The 22,293-nt window shown below is 67.9% G+C and carries 23 protein-coding genes; 5 read left to right on the forward strand and 18 right to left on the reverse strand.

Features of this window, described 5'->3' with window-relative positions:
- Positions 1–4: 4 nt before the first annotated feature.
- The 17 genes from rnt to AC3ITM_RS06755 all read right to left on the reverse strand — a co-directional run bounded on the left by rnt (position 5) and on the right by AC3ITM_RS06755 (position 15,670).
- Complete coding sequence (gene rnt, locus AC3ITM_RS06675; protein WP_228886610.1) at positions 5–589, reverse strand: ribonuclease T; 585 nt, start codon at positions 587–589, stop codon at positions 5–7.
- Between the two features lie 110 nt (positions 590–699).
- Positions 700–1,353, reverse strand: a complete 654-nt coding sequence (locus tag AC3ITM_RS06680; RefSeq protein WP_489269307.1) for an HvfX family Cu-binding RiPP maturation protein — start codon at positions 1,351–1,353, stop codon at positions 700–702.
- 76 nt (positions 1,354–1,429) lie between these two features.
- On the reverse strand, positions 1,430–2,182 hold the full coding sequence (locus AC3ITM_RS06685; protein WP_489269309.1) for an HvfC family RiPP maturation protein: 753 nt from the start codon (positions 2,180–2,182) through the stop codon (positions 1,430–1,432).
- A complete protein-coding gene (locus AC3ITM_RS06690) occupies positions 2,179–3,054 on the reverse strand; it encodes an HvfB family MNIO-type RiPP peptide maturase (protein ID WP_489269311.1) in 876 nt (291 codons plus the stop codon). Before AC3ITM_RS06690 ends, AC3ITM_RS06685 begins: the two co-directional genes overlap by 4 nt.
- Positions 3,041–3,385 (reverse strand): HvfA family oxazolone/thioamide-modified RiPP metallophore, encoded by a 345-nt coding sequence (locus AC3ITM_RS06695; protein ID WP_489269313.1) that lies wholly within the window; start codon positions 3,383–3,385, stop codon positions 3,041–3,043. The genes AC3ITM_RS06690 and AC3ITM_RS06695 overlap by 14 nt, the downstream gene beginning before the upstream one ends.
- Before the next feature lie 79 nt (positions 3,386–3,464).
- A complete protein-coding gene (locus tag AC3ITM_RS06700; protein WP_489269315.1) occupies positions 3,465–3,974 on the reverse strand; it encodes an RNA polymerase sigma factor in 510 nt (169 codons plus the stop codon).
- Positions 3,975–5,145: 1,171 nt separating this feature from the next.
- Positions 5,146–5,850, reverse strand: coding sequence for a phosphate signaling complex protein PhoU (gene phoU / locus AC3ITM_RS06705; RefSeq protein WP_489269317.1), 705 nt, complete (start codon positions 5,848–5,850; stop codon positions 5,146–5,148).
- Between the two features lie 137 nt (positions 5,851–5,987).
- Positions 5,988–6,818, reverse strand: coding sequence for a phosphate ABC transporter ATP-binding protein PstB (gene pstB / locus AC3ITM_RS06710; RefSeq protein ID WP_489270047.1), 831 nt, complete (start codon positions 6,816–6,818; stop codon positions 5,988–5,990).
- A 19-nt stretch (positions 6,819–6,837) separates the two neighbouring features.
- Positions 6,838–7,704 carry a phosphate ABC transporter permease PstA gene (gene pstA, locus AC3ITM_RS06715; RefSeq protein WP_228886558.1) on the reverse strand — a complete coding sequence of 289 codons (867 nt, stop codon included), beginning with the start codon at positions 7,702–7,704 and terminating at the stop codon, positions 6,838–6,840.
- A complete protein-coding gene (gene pstC, locus AC3ITM_RS06720; protein ID WP_489269319.1) occupies positions 7,704–8,672 on the reverse strand; it encodes a phosphate ABC transporter permease subunit PstC in 969 nt (322 codons plus the stop codon). Before pstC ends, pstA begins: the two co-directional genes overlap by 1 nt.
- Before the next feature lie 109 nt (positions 8,673–8,781).
- Positions 8,782–9,873: a phosphate ABC transporter substrate-binding protein PstS gene (gene pstS, locus AC3ITM_RS06725; RefSeq protein WP_489269321.1), complete on the reverse strand. Its 1,092-nt coding sequence runs from the start codon at positions 9,871–9,873 to the stop codon at positions 8,782–8,784.
- 315 nt (positions 9,874–10,188) lie between these two features.
- Positions 10,189–11,208, reverse strand: a complete 1,020-nt coding sequence (pstS, locus tag AC3ITM_RS06730; protein WP_489269323.1) for a phosphate ABC transporter substrate-binding protein PstS — start codon at positions 11,206–11,208, stop codon at positions 10,189–10,191.
- A 204-nt stretch (positions 11,209–11,412) separates the two neighbouring features.
- Entirely contained in the window at positions 11,413–12,195 is a 783-nt protein-coding gene (locus AC3ITM_RS06735) for a PA3715 family protein (RefSeq protein ID WP_489269325.1), read from the reverse strand.
- A 228-nt stretch (positions 12,196–12,423) separates the two neighbouring features.
- Positions 12,424–13,635, reverse strand: coding sequence for an OprO/OprP family phosphate-selective porin (locus AC3ITM_RS06740; protein WP_489269327.1), 1,212 nt, complete (start codon positions 13,633–13,635; stop codon positions 12,424–12,426).
- A 182-nt stretch (positions 13,636–13,817) separates the two neighbouring features.
- On the reverse strand, positions 13,818–14,507 hold the full coding sequence (gene nth / locus AC3ITM_RS06745; RefSeq protein ID WP_228886568.1) for an endonuclease III: 690 nt from the start codon (positions 14,505–14,507) through the stop codon (positions 13,818–13,820).
- Entirely contained in the window at positions 14,504–14,869 is a 366-nt protein-coding gene (locus AC3ITM_RS06750; protein WP_228886569.1) for a hypothetical protein, read from the reverse strand. Before AC3ITM_RS06750 ends, nth begins: the two co-directional genes overlap by 4 nt.
- Before the next feature lie 3 nt (positions 14,870–14,872).
- Positions 14,873–15,670: an enoyl-CoA hydratase/isomerase family protein gene (locus AC3ITM_RS06755; RefSeq protein ID WP_489269330.1), complete on the reverse strand. Its 798-nt coding sequence runs from the start codon at positions 15,668–15,670 to the stop codon at positions 14,873–14,875.
- Positions 15,671–15,838: 168 nt separating this feature from the next.
- Here AC3ITM_RS06755 and AC3ITM_RS06760 point away from each other — a divergent pair, with 168 nt between their 5' ends.
- From AC3ITM_RS06760 to AC3ITM_RS06770, 3 genes are all read left to right on the forward strand, one after another.
- Entirely contained in the window at positions 15,839–16,540 is a 702-nt protein-coding gene (locus tag AC3ITM_RS06760) for an FKBP-type peptidyl-prolyl cis-trans isomerase (protein WP_489269332.1), read from the forward strand.
- A 212-nt stretch (positions 16,541–16,752) separates the two neighbouring features.
- Positions 16,753–17,565, forward strand: a complete 813-nt coding sequence (locus AC3ITM_RS06765) for a CoA pyrophosphatase (protein WP_489269334.1) — start codon at positions 16,753–16,755, stop codon at positions 17,563–17,565.
- Entirely contained in the window at positions 17,562–18,467 is a 906-nt protein-coding gene (locus tag AC3ITM_RS06770) for a sulfurtransferase (protein ID WP_489269336.1), read from the forward strand. The genes AC3ITM_RS06765 and AC3ITM_RS06770 overlap by 4 nt, the downstream gene beginning before the upstream one ends.
- A 91-nt stretch (positions 18,468–18,558) precedes the next feature.
- On the opposite strand, the gene AC3ITM_RS06775 is transcribed toward AC3ITM_RS06770, so the two are convergent.
- On the reverse strand, positions 18,559–19,128 hold the full coding sequence (locus AC3ITM_RS06775; RefSeq protein ID WP_489269338.1) for an N-acetylmuramoyl-L-alanine amidase: 570 nt from the start codon (positions 19,126–19,128) through the stop codon (positions 18,559–18,561).
- 57 nt (positions 19,129–19,185) lie between these two features.
- On the opposite strand from AC3ITM_RS06775, the gene AC3ITM_RS06780 reads away from it, so the two are divergent.
- A complete protein-coding gene (locus AC3ITM_RS06780) occupies positions 19,186–19,716 on the forward strand; it encodes an alpha/beta hydrolase (protein WP_489269340.1) in 531 nt (176 codons plus the stop codon).
- 419 nt (positions 19,717–20,135) lie between these two features.
- A complete protein-coding gene (gene rlmKL, locus AC3ITM_RS06785) occupies positions 20,136–22,280 on the forward strand; it encodes a bifunctional 23S rRNA (guanine(2069)-N(7))-methyltransferase RlmK/23S rRNA (guanine(2445)-N(2))-methyltransferase RlmL (RefSeq protein ID WP_228886575.1) in 2,145 nt (714 codons plus the stop codon).
- Positions 22,281–22,293 lie beyond the last annotated feature (13 nt).

The raw sequence follows: 22,293 nt of genomic DNA on the forward strand, positions 1-22,293 counted from the left end.
GTGCCTACCGCGGCCATGCGTTTGCGATGGTGCAGAACAGCTTGGCGGTCTGCTCGGTGTCATACACCGCGCTGTGCGCCTCGTCCGCGTCCCAGCCCAGGCCGGCGGCCGCCGCTGCGCGTGCCAGCACGGTCTGGCCATAGGCGATGCCGGCCATGGTGACCGTGTCGAACACGCTGAACGGATGGAACGGGTTGCGTTTGTGGCCGACGCGGTTGACCGCGGCGTTGACGAATCCCAGGTCGAAGTGCGCGTTGTGGCCGACCAGGATCGCGCGCTGGCAACCGTACTTCTTCACCGCCGCGCGCACCGGCGCGAAGATGTGGTCCAGCGCGTCCTTCTCGGCCTTGGCCAGACGGAACGGATGGTCCAGGATGATGCCGGTGATCTCCAGCGACTTCGGGTCGATCTCCAGGCCTTCGGCCGGGATCACATGGGCACTGGTGGTCTTGCCCGGGTAGAGCAGGCCGTTGTCGTCCATTTCGATCGGCACCGCGGCGATTTCCAGCAGCGCGTTGCGGTTGCAGTCGAAGCCACCGGTCTCCACGTCGACAACGACCGGCAGGAAGCCGCGGAAGCGGGTCGCCATCAGGCGTTGGGCGGCAGAGGGCACGTCTGCGGCGTCCGCCGGGATGCCGGCGGACAGGGGGAGGGGTTCAGTCATCGCTGCAGTTTAGCAGAGCGGCCCGCCCGGCCCGGTTACACGGCGTGGCGTGCGCTGCGCCAGGCCCAGGCCAGCAGGGCCGCACCGAGCAGCAGCAGGGCCAGCCCGGCGCCGGGCAGGAGCCAGCTCACCGGCCCGGCCGCCAACAGGCCCAGCAGGCCCCAGCCGAGCGGATCGCTGCGCTCGCCGTGCGCCTGCCGGCGTCCGGCCAACAGCGCGTCCACGCTGCAGCGGCCGGCGCCGTGGAACAGCAACGGCAGCAGCATCGCGATGAACAGCAGCGGCAGCTTGAAGTTGCCCTGGCCGCTGTCGGTGATCGCATAGCCTTCGGCCAGGCCGGCCAGCGACGCCCAGTCCGCCGGCCAATGCACGGCGGCGGTGGCCACCACGGTCACGCCGATCAGCATCGCCGCGCTGGCCCGGGTGGCCACGCCCAGCAGCAGGCAGACCGCGCCCACCAGTTCCAGCCAGGTGGCCGCCTGCCAGTTGACCTCGGCCGACAACCAACGCAGCGGCAGCGGGAAGGTGTCCTGGATGCTGCCGAACCAGTTCTCGCCGCGCCATTTTTCCAGGCCCGATTCAAAGAACTCCCAGGCCAGCAGCAGGCGCAGGCCCAGTGGCGCCAGCCACTGGCCGAGCCCGTCCAGGCGGGTGCGCACGGCGGGAACAGCGGTATGCAGCAAGGTCATCGGAGTCACCGTCGGATGGAGTGTGCTGACAAGAGCCGGCGCGGGCGCCGATGGATGCGCCGGTGCGGTTGCCGGTTCAGGCCGCAGTCGGTGAAACCGGTCCAATCACGCCAGCGTCCAGCAGCTGCGCCAGCAATGCCCGGCCGGGGGCTTCCAGCGCGGGCGGGTCCAGCTGGTTCTGCTCGGCCAGCCGCTGCAGGTGCCCGTGGCCGCTGCACGGCGGCATTTCCTCGAACTGTTCCAGCAGTTGCCAGGCCAATGCGCTGAGTTGGGAAAACACCACGTGGCCTCCCGGTTCGCGCCGTGCCAGCAGGAAGGTCGGCTGTGCCGGAGCGCTGTCGGGCTGGTACTGGCGGCCCAGTTGCTGCACCGGCCAGCGGTAGGCCAGCGGCCAGGCCAACGGCGAGCGCTGCAGCGTATCGCGCCACGGATCGCCGCCGGGCGCGGGGGCGGCCAATGCGGGGGCATCCAGGCCCTGCAGGGCCTGTTCCACCCATTCGTAGTGCGCCAGCTCGGCCAGGAACGGCCGCGGCAGTCCGTCCAGGTCCTGCAGCCACTGCACGAATTCGCCGGCCACCTCGGTGAACAGTGGGCTGGCGCAGCGGTATTGGACGAAATAGCGCCGGCACAGCGCGTCCCACTCGTCCTGGTCCAGCACCTGCAGCAGCACCGGGAAGGTGGCGGCCAGCAGGGCCTGCAGGTTGTTGAACAGCAGCTCGCGGTAGACCTGCAGGCGGCGCTGCTCCAACCCGGGCGGTGCCGGCTGGTGCTGCGGATCGCGCAGATGCCGGGTCAGCGCCCATTGTTGCTGCTGCAGGGCCGTGCTCATGCCGCCGCCTGGCCGCGCGCAGCGGCATCGACAATGCGCCGGGCCTGCTGCAGTTCCTGGCACAGTTCGGCATAGGGCGGGAAATTGAAGTCGCGTTCGAGCAGGGTCGGGCGCGGGCCGAAGCGGGCGCAGGCGCGGCGCAGCAGCGCCCATACCGGGTCGATCACCGGGCTGCCATGGGTGTCGATCTTCAGGTCGTCGGCCTCATCGTAATGGCCGGCCACGTGCATGCACACGACCCGGCCGGCCGGCAGGCCGTCGATGAAAGCCTGCGGATCGTAGCCGTGGTTGATGGCATTGACGTAGACATTGTTGACGTCCAGCAGCAGGTCGCAGTCGGCCTCGGCCAGCACCGCGCAGGTGAAGTCCAGCTCGCTCATGGCCTGGTGCGGGGTCAGGTAGGTGGACACGTTCTCCACCGCGATGCGCCGCCCCAGCCGGTCCTGCACCTGGGCGATGCGGGTGGCGGTGTGGTGCACCGCTTCGTCGGTGAACGGCAGCGGCAGCAGGTCGTACAGATGCCCGTCGTCGCTGCAGTAGCTCAGGTGTTCGCTGTACAGCCGCACCTGGTGCTGCTGCAGGAAGCGGCCGACCTGGTCGATGAAGGCCAGGTCCAGCGGGGCGCTGCCGCCCAGCGACAGCGACAGCCCGTGGCAGCTGAGCGGATACCGTGCGGACAATGCATGCAGCCGCTCGCCCCATGCCCCGCCCAGCCCGATCCAGTTTTCCGGCGCGCATTCGAGGAAGTCGAAATCGCCGGCCGGCGCGGCCTCCAGATCGTCGAGCAGGGCACGGCGCAGGCCAAGCCCCACCGCCGCCGCAGGCAGCGGCGGTGGGGCGCTCACGCGGCCGCCCGGGTCAGTGCTTGGCACCGCACTTGCCTTCGCCGCACTTGCCCTCGGCGCCCTTCTTGTCGCCGGCCTTGGTCTTGGCCTTGTCCTTGTCGGCACCGCACTTGCCTTCGCCGCACTTGCCTTCGGCGCCCTTCGTGTCGCCGGCCTTGGCCTTTTCGGCGCCGCACTTGCCTTCACCGCACTTGCCTTCGGCGGCCTTGGCCTCGGTCTTGGGGGCGGCCTGCGCGGCCAGGGCATAGCCCTGCACCAGATCGGTCATCGACAGCGCCGAGGCGGTGCCGGCCATGCCCAGGCCGCCGGCCAGGGCGGCACAGGTCAGCAGGGAAACGCGCTTGTTGGTCTTGTTCATGCAGAAACTCCTTGGAAAGGCCCGTGGGCCAGGGATCGTGCCAGCGGAGCATGCCCGAATGCCGGGCATGCGGGGAACATCAGGCGAGGTATTCGCGTGCCATGACACGGGCGCGGTGCAGCCTGGCCTTGATGGTTTCGGGGGTGGTGGACAGCTGCTGCGCCATTTCGGCGATCGACTGGCCTTCCAGGTCGCGCAGCAGGATCACCTCGCGGTAGTGGGCCGGCAGCGACTCCAGCGCGGCCGCGCAGTCGCGGCGCAGGTCCAGGTCCTCGCGCTGGGCCGCCGGCAGGATCTCTTCACGCAGCTCCTCGTGCCGCCAGTGGCAGCGGGCGCGCTTGAGCCGGTTGCACTCGCGCTTGACGATGCGGAACGCCCAGGAGGTGAAGCATTCCAGCAGGCGCAGGTCGGCCAGCCGTCGCGACACGGTGATCAGGCTTTCCTGCACCGCGTCTTCGACATCGTTGATCACGCAGTGGTATTCGGCATAGCGGCGCAGGTGCTGGCGCGAATGCCGCAGCACGCGTTCCAGCGCGTCGCGGTCGCCGCGGTGGGCGGCGTCAAGTTCGTGCTGGCAGAGGGTCTGCATCGGGTGCTCCGGGATCCTGTCGGGCGTGGTCACAGGATAAGAGCGGGCAGGGGGCGCGGAGGATGCGCGGGGTGACGGACAGAGACAGCTGCGATTCAGTGCCACCGGGCCGATTGCGTCCGGCGGGCCGTTTGCGTCGCGCCTTCACCCCCTTAGGCTCCGCAGCGCCATCCATGGCGCTGAGGGTCTCGGGAGCCCCCACGCCCCACCCAATCAGCGCATATCCGGACCATGGCGCTTCACCGTAGCTGGCCTCCCTTGCAAATCGGCGAAGGCCCAAAAAAGGTTCTTCACCGATTTGCGGGGGAGTAAGTTGCGCGCTAAAGCCTCAGATCAAAGGCAATGACCGACGTATGCGCTGATTGGGCTGGCGCGGGTGGGTTGGCGGGACACGCCGTGAACCCATCCTTGGGGGCTTGGCGAAAACATCCATGTTTTCGACAGTCCCGCCAACCCACCCACGCCAACCCTTCACACATGGCTGGCACGCATGGAAAAGCGTAGGTCCGAGTCACGCTCGAACAGCGTGATGCCGAGACGATGCGTGTCCGACCATGGGTCGGACCTACCTGTGATGGGGTTGCCAGGAGCTGGAGCAACCTCAGACCGTGGTCGGGCAGCTGTTGCTGTTGCCCGTGATTTTGATCTTGATCTACCTCCCCCTTGGAGCGAGCCGAGCATCGCAGCGGCAGCGGGGGCGAAGAGGCGCGGGCCAAGCATGAAGCGTGCTGAGGGATGTGCGGCAACACATGGGCGCGTGGCGACGCGTTGGAGCGACCGGCGCCCGCTGGTCTGGGGGCGCGAGCGCAGCGAGTTCCGCACCGTCCCTTGCCGACGCGAGAAGCGCAGGGCACCGGCGGGCGTAGCCCGACGGCGAGCGGACGGGGGCGTGTTCTTTGGTTACTTTCTTGCACGAGCAGGAGCGGCGTGGAACAGCGTAGCTGGCCCGTAGGGGGGCGCACAGGGATGTGCGCCATCAGAAAGTGACTCGCGCCCCGCAGGGGCACGAAACGCTTTTGAGGTTGTCCGCGAAGCGGAAACAGCAATGCCAATGCCAATGCCAATGCATCCGGACAATGGCCGGCTGTAGTCCCGCACATAGGCGAAGAACCAAAGAAAGGCCGATACCTCGGTATCGGCCTTGAGCATCCAGCAGTGCCCGGCGGGTGGCTTACAGCTGTTCGCTGCTGGTTTCGTCGCGCTTCTCGCGCGGCGGCAGCGCCTGTTCGCCATGCACCAGGAACCAGACGTTCTCGGCGATGTTGGTGGCGTGGTCGCCGACCCGCTCCAGGTTCTTGGCCATGAACAGCAGATGGGTGCACGGGGTGATGTTGCGCGGGTCTTCCATCATGTAGGTGAGCAGCTCGCGGAACAGCGCGGTGTACTGCGCATCCAGCCGGGCATCGTCGTCGCGCAGTGCCAGCGCGGCGGCGGCATCGTTGTCGCGGTAGGCGTCGATGGCACGGCGCACCTGCTGGGCGGCCAGCCGGCCCAGCGAACGCAGGCCCTGGATCTGCGGCAGCGGCGGAACCTTGTTCAGCGCGATTGACCGTTTGGCCACGTTGGCCGCGTAGTCGCCGATGCGTTCGATGTCGGCCGGAATGCGCAGCCCGGCCAGGATTTCGCGCAGGTCGCGCGCCATCGGGCCACGCAGCGCCAGGCGCATGACATCGTGGCTGATCTGCTGTTCCAGGCTGTCGATGGCTTCATCGTTGGCGATGATGCGCTGGGCGGCGTTCTCGTCGCGCTTCTCGATGACGTCCATCGATGCTTCGAGCTGGGCGACGGCCATCTCGCCCATCCGCACGATTTCGGCCACCAGCCGCTGCTGTTCTTCGTCGTAGCTTTTGACGATGTGGTCGTTGGGAATATTCATGGTGTTCTCGCTGAATCGTTTGAACTGCGGTGGGAACAACGCGGAGGTTCGAGCGCCTGCGATGCCATCGGCCTCGCTGCGGGTGGTCCAGCCCGGCCATCACCGCCCGGCTGTTGCGCCGCGCAGGCCGGCCTGGATCAGCCGAACCGGCCGGTGATGTAGTCTTCGGTCTGCTGCTTGTTGGGCTGGGAGAAGATCACTTCGGTGCGGTCGTGTTCGATCAGGTCGCCCAGGTACATGAAGGCGGTGTAGTCGGACACGCGCGCGGCCTGCTGCATGTTGTGGGTGACGATCACGATGGTGTAGTCGTGCTTGAGCTCTTCGACCAGCTGCTCGATGCGGCTGGTGGAAATCGGGTCCAGTGCCGAGGTCGGTTCGTCCAGCAGCAGCACGTCCGGGCGCAGGGCAACGGCGCGGGCGATGCACAGACGCTGCTGCTGGCCGCCGGACAGGCCCAGCGCGCTCTGGTTGAGCTTGTCCTTGACCTCGTCCCACAACGCGCCCTGGCGCAGCGCCTGCTCGACCCGGTCGGTCATCTCGGCCTTGGACAGCTTTTCGTGGTGGCGGATGCCGTAGGCGACGTTCTCGAAGATGGTCATCGGGAACGGCACCGGCTTCTGGAACACCATGCCCACCTTGCTGCGCAGGCGGTTCATCGGGTACTTCGGCGAGAGGATGTTCTCGCCGTCCAGCAGTACTTCACCGCGCGCTTCCAGCTTGGGGTACAGCGCGTAGATGCGGTTGAAGATGCGCAGCAGGGTGGACTTGCCGCAGCCGGACGGCCCGATCAGCGCGGTGACGCGCTTTTCGGGGATTTCCAGCGCGATGTTCTTCAGTGCGTGGAATTTGTCGTAGTAGAAGTCCAGCCCGCGCGCGGCCAGCTTGATCGGCGCGGGGGTGTGCAGGCTCTCATGCGAGGCCGGGACCACGATGCGCTGCATCGGCACGGCATTGGAAAGATCGTTCATGGCGATGTCCGCGGAAAGGTCAGTCATGGGAGATACGGTTGCGCAGCAGGATGCCGCGCGCGGAGAGGCTGACCAGCAGCACGAACACGGTCAGCACCAGCGCGCCGGCCCAGGCCAGCGTCTGCCAGGATTCGTACGGGCTGCCGGCGAACTGGTTCATCACCACCGGCACCGAGGCCATCGGCTGGAATACATTGCTGTTCCAGTACTGGTTGCCGAAGGCGGTGAACAGCAGCGGGGCGGTTTCGCCGGAGATGCGCGCCAGCGCCAGCAGGATGCCGGTGACGATGCCGGCAGCCGCGCTGCGGTACAGCACCTGTACGGTCACCTTCCACTGTGGGATGCCCAGCGACAGCGCCGCTTCACGCATCTGCGAAGGCACCAGGCGCAGCATCTCGTCGGTGGTGCGCACCACCACCGGCAGCACGATGAAGGCCAGCGACAGGGCGCCGGCGAACGCCGAGAACTGCCCGCCGGTCTGCATCACATACAGGGTGTAGACGAACAGGCCCAGCACGATCGACGGTGCCGAGAGCAGGATGTCGTTGACGAAGCGGACCACCGTGCCGGCCTTGCGGAAATTGCCGTACTCGGCCAGCCAGGTGCCGGCCAGCACCCCCAGCGGTGTACCGATGGCGATGGCCAGGCCGCACATCACCGCGCTGCCGAAGAAGGCGTTGGCCAGGCCGCCGTCCTGCATCGGTGGCGGGGTCATCTGGGTGAACAGGTCCAGGTTGATGCCGGCCAGCCCCTTGGAGGCCAGCGTGAGCAGGATCCAGCCCAGGAAGAACAGGCCGAACAGCGCGGTCAGACAGGACAGCCCCAGGGCCACCACGTTGACGATGCGGCGGCGCAGGTACAGTGGTTGGGCGTTGGCGGTGGACATCAGTTGCCCTCCTTGCGGGCCAGGCGCATCAGCATCAGGCGGGCGATCGCCAGCACCACGAAGGTCACGATGAACAGCACGAAGCCGAGCAGCAGCAGCGCCGAGCGGTAGGTTTCGGTAGCCTCGCCGAAGTCGTTGGCGATCAGCGCGGCGATGGTGGTGCCCGGTTCCAGCAGCGACGGCGACAGGCGCACGCTGTTGCCGATCACGAAGGCCACCGCCATGGTTTCGCCCAGGGCGCGGCCCAGGCCGAGGAAGATGCCGCCGATCACCGCCGAGCGGGTATAGGGCAGCACGATGTCCCAGCTTACTTCCCACTTGGTCGAGCCCAGCGCGTAGGCCGATTCCTTCAGGCGGGTCGGCACGGTCAGGAACACTTCGCGCATCACCGAGGAAATGAACGGGATCACCATGATCGCCAGCACGAAGCCGGCGGTAAGCACGCCGATGCCCAGCGGCGGGCCCTGGAACAACACGCCGATGACCGGCAGGGTGCCCAGGTGGTCGTTGAGGAACGGGGTGATGTATTCGGTCATCACCGGCACCAGCACGAACAGGCCCCACATGCCGTAGATGATCGAGGGAATGCCGGCCAGCAGTTCGATCGCGGTACCGACCGGGCCACGCAGCCAGCGCGGTGCCACTTCGGTCAGGAAGAAGGCGATGCCGAAGCTGACCGGCACGGCGATGACCATCGCGATCAGCGCGGTGACCAGGGTGCCGTAGATCGGCGCCAGCGCACCGAACTTGTTTTCCACCGGATTCCATTCGGAGGAGTAGAAGAAGCTCAGACCCTGCTCCTGCAGGGCATGGCGGCCGCCCCACAGCATCGAGAGCGCGGCGCAGGCCAGGGCGATCAGCACCAGGAACACGGTGGCGATCAGCACCCAGCGGAACAGTCGGTCGTTGCGGGCGTCACGCAGGTCGCGCGTGGACGGTGCGGGTACAGGCTGGGCGATGGCATTCATGGGAAAGGCAGGGGCCCAAGATTAGGTGAGGTAGTGCCAGGCCATGCCTGGCAGAACGGTGTCACGGGGCGAAGCAGCGGACCCGCGCAGTGCGCGGGTCCGCTATGAATCACTTGAACTCGGCGGCCCAGTAGGCTTCGATCTGGGTCACCAGCGGCGCCGGCAGCGGCACGTAGTGCAGTTCGTTGGCCTGCGGCTGGCCCTTTTCGAAGGCCCACTTGAAGAAGGCCAGGGTGTCCTTGCTGCGCTGGGCATCCTTGGGCTGCTTGTGCATCAGCATGAAATTGGTGGCGGTGATCGGCCATGCCTGGTCGCCCGGGGCATTGGTGATGACCAGGTTGAAGTCCTTGGCGCTGGTCCAGTCGGCGCTGGCCGCGGCGGCGGCGAAGGTCTCGGCGGTGGGCTGCACCCAGTTGCCGGCGGCGTTCTGCATGGCCGCATACGGCATGCCGTTCTGCAGCGCGTAGGCCAGTTCGACGTAGCCGATGGAGCCCTTGATCTGCTTCACGTACGAGGCCACGCCTTCGTTGCCCTTGCCACCGACGCCGTCGGGCCACTGCACCGAGGTGCCTTCGCCGACCTTGGCCTTCCAGTCCGGGCTGACCTTGGACAGGTAGTTGGAGAAGTTGAAGGTGGTGCCCGAGCCGTCCGAACGGTGGACCAGGGTGATCTTGCCGTCGGGCAGCTTGACGCCGGGGTTGGCGGCCACGATCGCCGGGTCGTTCCAGGTCTTGACCTTGCCCAGGAAGATATCGGCCAGCAGCGCGCCGCTCAGGCGCAGCTTGCCCGCTTCCAGGCCCTCGATGTTGACCACCGGGACCACGCCGCCGATCGCCGACGGGAACTGGCCCAGGCCGGCCTGGGCCAGCTCTTCGCTGCTCAGCGGCTTGTCCGAGGAACCGAAATCGACGGTGCCGGCCTTGATCTGGGCGATGCCGCCACCGGAACCGATCGACTGGTAGTTGATCTTCGCGCCGGTGGCGGTGTTGTAGTCGGCCGACCACTTGGAGACCAGCGGGAAGATGAAGGAAGCGCCGGCGCCGGAGATCTCGGCGGTCAGGCGGTCGCCAGCGGCCGGGGCGGCAGCGGGGGCATCGGCGGCCGGCGCGGTGGCCTGGCCTTCGGCGCCCGGCTTGCAGGCGGAAAGACCCAGCGCGATGGCCAGGGAAAGGGCGGTCAAGCCAGCCGTGTGCAGTTTCATGCGTCACTCCGTAGCGGGGTAGGGGCCGGTCTTTCCGGCGACGCGACTATGAAATGATGTTTTTGTTACAGCCGTATGACGGCGTGACCGGCAGCACGCAAAAGCCCCGCAGGGCGGGGCTCGGGGGTGGCGCGGTGGCCAAAACAGAAGGCGCGGATCTTGCGATCCGCGCCCCGGCGGCGGCAGGGGAGAGAGGTCCTGCCGCCGCCATTGCCTGTTGCCGGTACCGACCAACGGTCGGTACCTACCGCTGGGTCACTACGATGGTCGTGACGCCGTTGCCGGTGGGCCACCACCGTTGGTGGTGACGGCCGATCAATATTTCAGGTTCTGGGTCCAGTAGGTTTCGATCTGCTTGACCAGGGTGTCCGGCAGCGGCACGTAGTCCAGCTGCTTGGCCTGGGCATCGCCGCTCTTGTAGACCCAGCGGAAGAACTCCTGGGTGGCCTTGGCGTTGGCCACGTTCTTGGGCTGCTTGCGGACCAGGATGAAGTTGGTGGCGGTGATCGGCCAGGCTTCGGCGCCCGGGGCGTTGGTCATGACCAGGTAGAAGTCCTTGGCGCTGGCCCAGTCGGCGCTGGCCGCCGCGGCGGCGAAGGAGGTGTCGCTGGGCAGCACGATCTTGCCCGCGGCGTTCTTCATCGCGGCGTAGGACATCTTGTTCTGCAGCGCGTAGGACAGTTCGACATAGCCGATGCCGCCCTTGATCTGCTTCACGTAGGCGGCAACGCCTTCATTGCCCTTGCCACCGATGCCGACCGGCCACTGCACCGAGGTGCCTTCGCCGACCTTGCTCTTCCACTCCGGGTTGACCTTGGACAGGTAGTTGACGAAGTTGAAGGTGGTGCCCGAACCATCGGAGCGGTGCACGACGGTGATCTTGCCGTCGGGCAGCTTGACGCCCGGGTTCAGCGCGGCGATCGCCGGGTCGTTCCAGGTCTTGATCTTGCCCAGGAAGACGTTGGCCAGGGTCGGGCCATCCAGCTTCAGCGCACCCGGCGCGATGCCGGCCACGTTGATCACCGGGACCACGCCGCCAATCACCGACGGGAACTGGGCCAGGCCGGCGGCCGCCAGTTCTTCGGGCTTGAGCGGCGCATCGGAGGAGCCGAAGTCGACGGTGGCCGCCTTGATCTGGGCGATGCCGCCGCCGGAGCCGATCGACTGGTAGTTGACCTTCTTGCCGGTGGCGGTGCTGTAGTCGGCCGACCACTTGGACATGACCGGGTAGATGAACGAGGCGCCCGCGCCGGTCACATCGGCGGCGTTGGCGGCGAACACGGACGACGCGGCGAGGACGGCAACGGCGGCGCGCGACTTGAAGGCGTGGATCACGGGGTGGCTCCTGGGATGGATGACGGTGCGGGGTTTCCCGCCCGGCGCTCATTCCATAACGGTTCGATGACAGTGCGACGTCTGTCATGTGACGCATGCGTGACAGGGTGGACTGGCCGCGCTTTGGTAACAATCAAACCCGCATTGGAAGGGCGCCTCGCCACGCCCCGGTGACCCGCCGCGCCTGGATTGCGCTGCCCGACGTTACAACGGCGCCAGTGCCGCCGGCACCGGATAGCGGCGGCCGTCATGGCGCAGCACGTAGCGGACCGTGGCCGTGGGCGTGGTGGTCTCCTCGCATTGGCCGTCCACGTCGCGACTGCTGCGCTGGGTGCCGCGCTGCCGCACCACCAGATCGGCATAGCCGCCGGCCCGTGCCGGCCCGATCGCCACGCTGCGTTCGATCTGGACGAAGTCCCCGGCGCAGCGCGTATCCCATTCCCCGTTCATCCGCTCCACCACCAGCGGCGCGGATACCGCGCGCAGCGCACCGGGCTGGTACACGAACAGGCGCAGACTGGTTTCGCCGAAGGGGTTGGGCATGGATGAACCACTGCGATCCACCCGCACGCCGAAGGCGCGGGTGGCGGCATCGAGCTGATAGGCGGCCGTATCCAGCTGCAGGCCGGTGACCCGGATTGCATCGCTGTCCAGCGCATGGGGCACCCGCAGCCAGGCCTGCGGGCGCGCGCTGGCGGTATCCAGCACCATCACCTCCAGGTCGCCGTCGCGCAGGTCCGGCTCGGCGCCCTGGCGCCACACCGGAACGGCCAGCAGGGTCAGCTCCGGGCGCGCCGGCCAGGCCCGGCAGGCGCCTTCCAGCGGCTCACGCACCCAGCCGGCGCGGTCGGGCAGGGCAGTGCCGGGCCGCTGCGCATAGGCGCGTTCGGCCAGCGCGGCGATGGGCCCGGCGCAGTCCTGCGCGTGCGCCAGCGGGGCCAGCGCGCACAAGGCCGGCAGCAGCAGGTTCAACAGCGCAGCGCGCATGGCATCGTTCCGGGATCGGGGCCGTACAGAATAACCGGTGCATATGGTCGGCCTGCGCGTTGATCGCGGCCATGAATCCACCGTTGGCAATCGATAAATAGCACCATATCCAGCGTTCCGGTCAGTCCGTGCTGCGCTGCATCCAGGTGCTGGGCGCAAAACGAAAAGGCACGGCCGAAGCCGTGCCTTTGCTGTGCGCCCCAGGCAATACGTGCCTGGAACCGCCGCTTACCAGAAGAACTGCAGGCGCGCTTCGAGGATGTTCGGGTCGTCGTTGACGAAGGTGCGCGCGCTGGAGCTGTACTTCTTGCTGTCCACCATCACGTAGTTCAGGGCGAACTTGGTGTTGGAGCGCCAGTAGTAGTTCACGCCCACCGTCCAGATGTCCATCTTGCCGCCGAGCACGCCATCGACGATCGGCGGGCGACCGGCAACCGGGTTGGCGTTGACGTTGCCGTCGTTGAGGTCCATGTGGTCGTAACGCGCGCCCAGCTGCCACATGCCGCGGCCCGGCTCGTCCGGCAGGCCGGTGGTCGGGGTGCCGCCCTTGTAGCCCCAGGTTTCGCCGGTGATGTTCCACAGGCCGCTGACGTAGTAGCCGTCGCTGGTGTAGTTGTCGCGGGTGTAACGCTTGGCCTTGCTGGTGTAGTACTCGGCCTGGGCCTTGAACGGGCCGCCGATGTACATCGCTTCGGCACCGATCGTGCTGACCCGGTCGGTGTCGACCAGGTTGCCGCTGTCGACCAGGCGCGCGGTGGCCAGGTCGGCGTTGGGACGGGCGCGCACGCGCAGGGTGTCCGCATCGGTGTCGTAGTCGACATAGCTCAGGCCGAAATGCAGCACCTGGCCCTTGTCGTTGATCGGCGCCCAGGTGCCGCGCGCGCCGTAGCCGCTGCCGTGGGCCAGGTTGCGGGTCAGCTCGCGGCCGAAGGCGCTGGCGGTGACCGACCAGTTCGCATCGCCGACGCTGTAGGCCGCGCCGAGGCGGCGGGCCACGGCATAGGTATTGGTGACCGTGGCCTTGGAGATGAAGTCGTTGTTCTTGGTGCTGGACAGTTCTTCCAGGCTGTTGGGCTGCTTGAACTGGCCGAACTGCACGAAGTGGTTGGCGTTGCCGGCCAGCTTGTACTTCAGGTTGGTGTCCAGGAACTTGTCGGCCTTGGCGTCGTAGCCGACCACCCACTCGATGTTGCCCGGGCCCTTGCCCTTGAGCACCAGCTCGGCGCGGCGCAGTTCGAATTCGCTGTTCTTGCCGTTGGCGGCATCGCCACCGTTGAGGTCGGTCAGATCGTTGTCGAACCAGTTGCCGTCGGCCTGGACCAGGCCTTCGAAGGTGATCTCCGAACCGCCGATCACATCGATGGCCACTTCTGCGTGAGCGGCCGGAACGAACAGCGCAGCCGCCACGGCCGCAGTGAGAAGTTGGCGATGCAGTTTCATGGAGAGTCAGCCTTGCAGGCAGGTGGGAAGTTGCTGCGCAGGCTAAGTAGTGAAGATTGCGTAAATATGACAGTTTCGGACAAACCGTCGCCCCGGCCACCCCTAGGGCCGTCAGGGGGTGCCATTGATGCCTGTCGCAGATGACCGCCCGGTTGCGTGCAGATGGCAGTCGCCGCCGCGATTCAGGCGGCGGTCTTCTGCTTGTACCGGCACAGGTCGCGGATCACGCATTGCGGGCAGTCCGGCTTGCGCGCCTTGCACACATAACGGCCGTGCAGGATCAGCCAGTGGTGGGCATCGAGCAGGAACTGCGCGGGGATGACCTTGACCAGCAGGTCCTCCACCGCCCGTACGTCCTTGCCCGGTGCCAGCCCGGTGCGGTTGGCGACGCGGAAGATGTGGGTGTCCACCGCCATCACCGGCTCGCCGAAGGCGGTGTTGAGCACTACGTTGGCGGTCTTGCGGCCGACCCCGGGCAGGGCTTCGAGGGCGGCACGATCGCGCGGGACCTGGCCGCCGTGGAGCTGCACCAGCATGGCGCAGGCGGCGATCACGTTCTTGGCCTTGGCGTTGTACAGGCCGATGGTGGCGATGTATTTCTTCAGGCCTTCCTCGCCCAGGGCCAGGATCGCCTGCGGGGTGTTGGCCACCGGGAACAGCTTGCGCGTGGCCTTGTTGACGCCGACGTCGGTGGCCTGCGCGGACAGGGTGACCGCCACCAGCAGTTCGAACGGCGAGCTGTACTCCAGTTCGGTCTTCGGGTGCGGGTTGAGTTCGCGCAGGCGGGTGAACATCTCGACCACGTCGGCCTTGGGCATGCGCGCGCTGCGCGGGGCGGGCCTGGGGGTGGCGTTCTTTGCAGCGGTGCTCATCGGGGCGGTTTTCCTGCAGCCTTGGCCCGGGCGCGGGCGAGGATCGCCGCGGCCGCGGGTGGCAAGGTCGGTTTCAGTTCGGGGGTGGGGGCGGGCGGGGCACGGCGCGCGTCACGCTCGGCGGCGCGGCGGGCAAGCCGCTGCGCGCGCTGCTGGTGGCGCGCGCGCGCCGCCCAGGCGCGCTGCAACTGCTGCTGGGCCTGCAACAGCCGGGCCGGCAGTTCCGGGTGGCCCGGCAGCAGGGCGGCGTCGCCGGGGCCGGGCACGTAGTCCATCAGCCCGGCCGCCAGGGCGGCGTCCAGGTCGTCGTCCAGGACCAGCAGCAACAGCCGTGCCGGCAGGGCGGTGTGGGTATCGGGCATGGTTCAGCGGTTCTGGAAGACCGGCGGACGCCGTGCCAGGAAGGCGGCGGTGCCTTCGCGCATGTCCTCGGTGGCGAACATCAGGCCGAACTGGGCACTTTCATATTCCAGGCCCTCGCCCAGCGCGCATTCCCCGCCGACATGGATCGCATCGAGAATGCCGCGCAGGGCCAGCGGCGCGGCGCGGGCCAGTTGCGCGGCCAGGTCGGCCACGCGCGCATCCAGCGCGTCGGCGCCGACCACCTCATTGACGATACCCAGCTGCAGGGCGCGCTGGGCGCTGATCGGGGCGCCCAGCAGGCACAGTTCCAGCGCGGCGGCGCGGCCGCACAGGCGCAGCAGCCGCTGGCTGCCGCCGAAACCGGGGATCAGGCCCAGATTGACCTCCGGCTGGCCGACCCTGGCGCTGTCGGCGGCGATGCGCAGGTGGCAGGCCATGGCCAGCTCCAGCCCACCGCCCAGCGCAAATCCATTGATCCGGGCGACCACCGGCTTGGGCATGCGCTCGATGCGGCGCATCAAGGTTTGGCCGAGCAACGAGAAATCACGTCCCTGAACCGCGCTCAATCCGTTCATTTCGGCGATATCGGCGCCGGCCACGAAGGCCTTCGGGCCGGCCCCGGTCAGCACCACCACGCGCACCTGCGGGTCGGCCGCAGCCTCGGCAAAGGCCGCATCCAGCGCTTCCAGGGTGGCCCGGTCGAGCGCGTTGAGCTTGTCGGGGCGGTTTACGGTGATGGTGCGGATGGCAGCGTCATCCCCGACCAGGATCGGGGCGGGGGCGAGGGGGGCGTCGGCCACGGCGGGGCTCCTGAATAAGGTTAAAAAAAAGTGATGTTGAACTCTTGAAACGAAGTCAGGTCATAGCCTGCGTCGTTAGTGGCGGATCCACGTTGCGGCGGCTATCCTAACCCGTCGCCTCAGGGCGGCCCAACGCGTCCTGAGTTACCACCCCTGGAGAAATGTTTGATGAAGTTGCGTTCTATCGCGGTCGCCGTCGCGGCCCTGGCCCTGACGGGCAATGCCTTCGCCCAGGACACCTCGTCCGAAAAGGGCAAGCTGAGCTATTACTTCGGTTACGACTACGGCAACAACCTGGCTGAACTCACCGCACGCGGCGAGCAGCTGGACATCAACTCGGTGGTCAAGGGCCTGCAGGATGCCTACGCCAAGAAGCAGCCGGCGATCACGGCTGACCAGTTGAAGCCGGCCGTCGAAGCCTTCCAGAAGCGCGAGCAGGGTCGTGCGCAGGCCGCCAAGGCCGAATACGACAAGGCCGCTGCCGAGAACAAGACCAAGAGCACCCAGTTCCTGGCCACCAACAAGGCCAAGGCCGGCGTGCAGGCGCTGCCGAGCGGCGTGCAGTACCGCGTGGTCGAAGCGGGCAAGGGCGCCAAGCCGACCCAGGCCAGCACCGTGCAGCTGGAAGTGGCCGGCCCGTACCCGTACGGCACCCGTCCGGCCGAAGCCCGCCCGGCGCAGCAGATCCCGTCGATCAAGGTCAGCGAAGTCGAAATGAAGGCCATGCGCGAAGTGCTGCTGCAGATGCCGGCCGGTTCGAAGTGGGAAGTGACGCTGCCGCCGGAACAGGCTTATGGCGCCGACCCGCGCACGCCGTTCCCGCCGAACGTTGCGGTCCAGTTTGAAATCAAGCTGATCAGCGTCAAGTAATAAATCAGATTGCAACGACGCGCCGGTAGTTTCTACCGGCGCGTTTTTGTTTGGCGCAACCGGTAATCCGGGCCACGCCTGGACAAACGAAAGCGGTAGGTCCGGGCCACGCTCGGACAAAACGAAACCGGCGGCCCCAAGCCATGCCCGGGTATCGCGTCGCCGGACAGGATCCTGCACAAACCGCGGCCCAATCGCGCTACTGTTGTGCGGTGAAATCCACGGAACATCCCCCCCATGCCATACCCACTCCCTGCATCGGCATCTGCGCGCTGGACCGCGCCGGGTACTGCGGGGGCTGCCTGCGCAGCGTGGATGAAATCGCCCGCTGGCCGAGCATGAGCCGACACCAGCAGCACCACTTCATGCAACAGACCCTGCCGCTGCGCGAGCAGCTGCGGCAGTCGCTGCGTGGGTCACTGGCCGAACATGAGCGCCTGCTGCGCGCGCTGCACCCGCTGGACGCGCCGCCAACCGGCGATGGCTGGAACCGCAGTGAACTGATCGACCTGCTGCCGCCGGGCCCACCGGTGGAGGCGGCGGTACTGGCCGGGATCGTGCCGCGTGCCGACGGCGCCCAGGTGATCCTGACCCGGCGCACCGAAACCCTGCGCCAGCATGGCGGCCAGGTCGGTTTTCCCGGCGGGCGCACCGAGCCGGACGACCGCGATGCGGTGGCCGCGGCATTGCGCGAAAGCGAGGAAGAAATCGCGCTGCCGGCCAGCCAGGTGCAGGTGCTGGGCTACCTGGATCCGTTCGTGACCATCACCGGCTATCGGGTGATGCCGGTGGTGGCGGTGATCGACCCGCGTTTTGTGCCGGTGCCGCAGCCGGAGGAGGTGGCCGAAGTCTTCGAAGTGCCGCTGGCCTATCTGATGGACCCGGGCAACCTGCACCAGATCGAAATCGAACACCGCGGCCGCATCCGCCATGTGCTGGAATACGGCTGGCCCGGACAACGCATCTGGGGCGCCACCGCTGCCATCCTCTACAACCTGCGACGCCGCCTGGAGCAGATTCAATGACCACCGCCCCCTCCGCCTGGACCACCGTGATCGATGTGCCGGCCCTGGCCGCTGCCCTGGGGCAGGGCGATGCGCGCGTGCTGGATGCGCGGGCCGTGGCCAGCACCGCGCTGCGGGTGGTCGATGCGCGTTTTGCGCTGGCCGACCCCGATACCGGGGCGCGGGCCTACGCACAGGGCCATATCGAAGGCGCGCTGCATGCCGATCTCAACGGCGATCTGGCCGACATGGGCAAGCCCGGCCATGGCCGCCACCCGCTGCCGGACAGCGATGTGTTCGCTGCCCGGTTGGGGCAATGGGGGATAGGCCCGGACACGCAGGTGGTGGTCTACGACGCCGCCGATGGCAGCATGGCCGCGGCGCGCCTGTGGTGGCTGCTGCGCCTGATCGGGCATGCCCGCGTGGCGGTGCTCGATGGCGGGCTGGCGGCATGGCAGGCTGCCGGCCTGCCGCTGACCACCGCGCTGCCGCAGGTGACGGCGCTGCCGCCTTACCCGGGCCGCTTCGATGCGCGCCAGATCGCCTCGGCCGAGGAGGTCGCCGCCCGCCTCAAGCACGCGCCGGGCTGGTTGCTCGACGCCCGCGCCGGCGAACGTTTCCGTGGTGAGGTGGAGCCGCTGGATCCGGTTGCCGGGCACGTGCCCGGGGCGGTCAACCGGCCGTTCGCATTGAACGTGCATGACGGGCGGCTGCGCCCGGCCGCGGACCTGCGCGCGGCGCTGCAGCCGCTGCTCGGCAGCCATGCCCCCGAGCAGGTGGTGCTGATGTGCGGTTCGGGCGTGACCGCCTGCCACCTGCTGTTGGCACTGGAAGTGGCCGGCCTGTCCGGCGCGCGGATCTATGCCGATTCGTGGAGCGGCTGGGTCAGCGATTCCTCGCGTCCGGTCGCCACCGGCCCATAACCGCAGTAGGTGCCGCACGGTGCCGGGTAGGTACCGACCGTTGGTCGGTGCAGCTCTGGATAGATACCAACCGGCGGCCGGTACGGCCGGATCAACCGCGCCATTCGCGCAGCGGCACCGCCGCCAGTACCCGCGGCCAGGGGAACAGCGGGCCGGGGTCGCGCTTGCGCGGCACGCGCCGTTCCGGATCGTCGCTGGCCACCTCCTGGCGGGTGTCCAGCCATTCGTGGCCGGCAATATGCACCAGCCCCGGCAGGCGTTCGCACAGGTTCTGCAGCAGGTCGATCAGCGCGGCGATCTGCGCATCCGGGTAGGGCTCGTCCATGGCCTGGTGGCGCGAGTCCAGCCAGTGCGGGTAGCGGCCGGTGTTGACCAGTTCGATGCCGACCGAGCGCGGGTTGTAGCCGCTGACATGGTGGGCGATGCGCTCCACATCGACGTACTGGACGATGCGGCCGTCGCGGTCGATGTAGTAATGCCCGCTGTTGCCGCTGCCGCTGGGGTAGAGCACGCGTTCGCCGTACTGGCGGGCCATCGCCAGGTCCGGCAGTTCGGTGCAGTGGATCACGGCCAGGTCGATGGCCGCGGCGGCGCGCTGCTCCAACTGCCCGGCATAGGGCAGGGGCTGCAGATCGATCGGGGGCGGGGCGCGGCCGGGCATGGGGCGATGCTAGCATTCCGGCATGAACGCTCATATTGATTCCGGCGTGGTGCGTGCATGAGCCGCGGCCACTGCATTCTTTCCCATGGTTTTGAAAGCGGCCCGGACGCCACCAAGGTGACCGCGCTGGCTGAGGTCGCCCAGCGCCTGGGCTGGACCCATGAACGCCCCGACTACACCGACCTGGACGCGATGCGCCAGGTGAGCAGCGTGGGCGACGTGCGCGCCCGCCTGCAGCGACTGCTCGGCCGTGCCAGCGCGGCCGCGGCGCAGGGCCCGGTGGTGCTGGCCGGGTCCAGCCTGGGCGCCTACATCTCGGCGATCGCCTCGTTGCAGGTGCCCACCGGCGGCCTGTTCCTGATGGTGCCGCCGACCACGATGGGCCCGATGCCGGCACTGGATGCGGCCAAGGTGCCGATCAGCGTGGTCCACGCCTGGCACGACGAACTGATCCCGGCCGCCCAGGTCATCGCCTGGGCCCAGGCCCGCTCGGCCAGACTACTGTTGGTCGATGACGGGCACCGGCTGAACAACCACGTGGAGGCTTCGGCCAAGGCGTTCGAGGAGCTGCTGCTGTCGCTCGCTTGAGGTCTGGGGCAACAGCCCCCTTGGCGTTCAAGGGGGCGCGCCGGCAGGCGCGGGGATGTGGGAGAAATGGACGGGGCCCGCGGTTTGCAGGGCAAACCGTGGGGCGCCAGCGCGAATGCGATGGCGCGTCCTGGTTGATGACGGGCACCGGCTGAACAACCACGTGGAGGCTTCGGCCAAGGCGTTCGAGGAACTGCTGCTGTCGCTGTAAGGGAGGGCGACCAACGGCCCTGGTCACGGCCGTACCGACCAACGGTCGGTACCTACCGCCGAGGCGCAGGTCGCACCGGCGGTTGGCCGGTACAGCCGCAGCCCATGGGCCCAACCCACGTCACGTACAATGGCCGTCCCGGCCCTGCGCCGGGCTGCCTGCCGTGCCCGAGGGCACCCCTTCTCCGCTGACCTGCGATACCGATTCCGTGAAATTCTTTGTTTCCTGCGCCAAGGGCCTGGAGTACCTGCTTGCCGACGAACTGTTGGCGCTTGGCCTGGACAAGGCCACCGCCACCATTTCCGGGGTGAATGCCGAGGGCGAACTGCCGCAGGCACTGCAGGTGGTGCTGTGGTCGCGCCTGGCCAGCCGGGTGCTGTGGCCGCTGACCGAGTTCGACTGCCCCGACGAAGGCTCGCTGTACCAGGGCGTGGCGGCGATGGCGTGGGAAAAGCACATCAGCCCCGAGCTGACCCTGTCGGTGGATGCGCATGTGTCCGGTACCGAAATCACCCACGCGCGCTTCGCCGCGCAGCGGGTCAAGGACGGCGTGGTCGACAGCCTGCGTTCGCAGGGCCTGGAGCGGCCGTCGGTGAACACCGAGTTCCCGGATGTGCGCATCAACCTGTCGCTGCGCAAGGGCCGGGCCACCATCTCCATCGACCTGGGCGGTGGCCCGATGCATCGCCGCGGCTGGCGCATGGCGCAGAACGAGGCGCCGCTGAAGGAAAACCTGGCCGCGGCCGTGCTGCTGCGTGCCAACTGGCCGAAGATCCACCGCGAGGGCGGTGGCCTGCTCGATCCGATGTGCGGCAGCGGCACGCTGCTGATCGAAGGCGCGCTGATGGCCGCCGATGTCGCCCCGGGCCTGCAGCGCCACGGCAGCATTCCGCCGAGCCGCTGGCTGGGCTTCGACCGCGATGCCTGGAACAGCCTGATGGAGCAGGCGCGCATCCGCGAAACCGCCGGCCGTGCCGCGCTCAAGCAGGTCATCCACGGCAGCGACGTCGACCCGCATGCGATCCGCGCGGCCAAGGAAAACGCGGAAACCGCCGGCGTCTCGCAGGCGATCTGGTTCGGCGTGCGCGACGTGGCCGACCTGCAGGTGCCGCCGCAGGAAACCGGCTGCGTGGTGTGCAATCCCCCCTACGACGAGCGCCTGGCCGCCGATGCGGTGCTGTACCGCCGGCTCGGCGATGCACTCAAGCGCGCGGTGCCGCAGTGGCGCGCCAGCCTGTTGTGCGGCAATGCCGAGCTGGCCTTCGCCACCGGCCTGCGTGCCGGCAAGAAATACCAGCTGTTCAATGGCGCGATCGAGTGCGCGTTGATCGTCTGCGACCCGATCGCGGTGCCGCAGCGCGACAATGCCGGCCAGCCGCGCGAGCTCAGCGAAGGCGCGCAGATGGTGGCCAACCGCCTGCGCAAGAACATCAAGAAGTTCAAGAACTGGCGCGCGCGCGAAGCGATCACCTGCTACCGCGTCTACGACGCCGACCTGCCCGAGTACGCCGCGGCGATCGATGTGTACGAGGAAGATGGCGGCGCCCGGCGCACTTTCCTGCACGTGCAGGAGTATGCCGCCCCGGCGACCATCCCGGACGTGGACGTGCGCCGCCGCCGCAACGAGTTGCTGTCGGCCGCACGCGAGGTGTTCCAGGTGCCGGCCGAGCAGGTCGCGCTGAAGTCGCGCGAGCGTGGCAAGGGCGGCAGCAAGTACGGCCGCTTCGAGCAGCGTGGCGAGTTCGTGCTGGTGCGCGAGAACGATGCGCTGCTGCGGGTGAACCTGTTCGACTACCTCGACACCGGCCTGTTCCTGGACCATCGCCCGCTGCGCTGGCACATGGCCCAGGAAGCGGTCGGCAAGCGCTTCCTCAACCTGTTCTGCTATACCGGCGTGGCCACGGTGCAGGCGGCGGTAGCCGGTGCGGCCTCCACCACCAGCGTGGACCTGTCCGGTACCTACCTGCAGTGGTGCGCCGACAACCTGGCCCTGAACGGCAAGGGCGGCAGCGCCCACCAGTTGATCCAGGCCGATGCGCTGGCCTGGCTGGAGGCCGAGCGGCACCGCTTCGATGTGATCTTCTGCGATCCACCGACCTTCTCCAATTCCGCGCGCGCCGAAGACTTCGACGTGCAGCGCGAACACGTGCGCCTGCTGCGTGCGGCGGTCGGGCGCTTGAGCCCGGAAGGCGTGCTGTACTTCTCCAACAACTTCCGCCGCTTCAAGCTGGACGAGGAGGCGATCAAGGAGTTTGCGCAGTGCAAGGAGATTTCCGCCGAGACCATCGGCGAGGACTTCGAACGCAACCCGCGCATTCATCGCGCCTGGGAACTGCGCCGCTACGGCGCGTGACCGCCGGGAGCCG

It is taken from the genome of Stenotrophomonas sp. KH_029 (genome assembly GCF_057839765.1).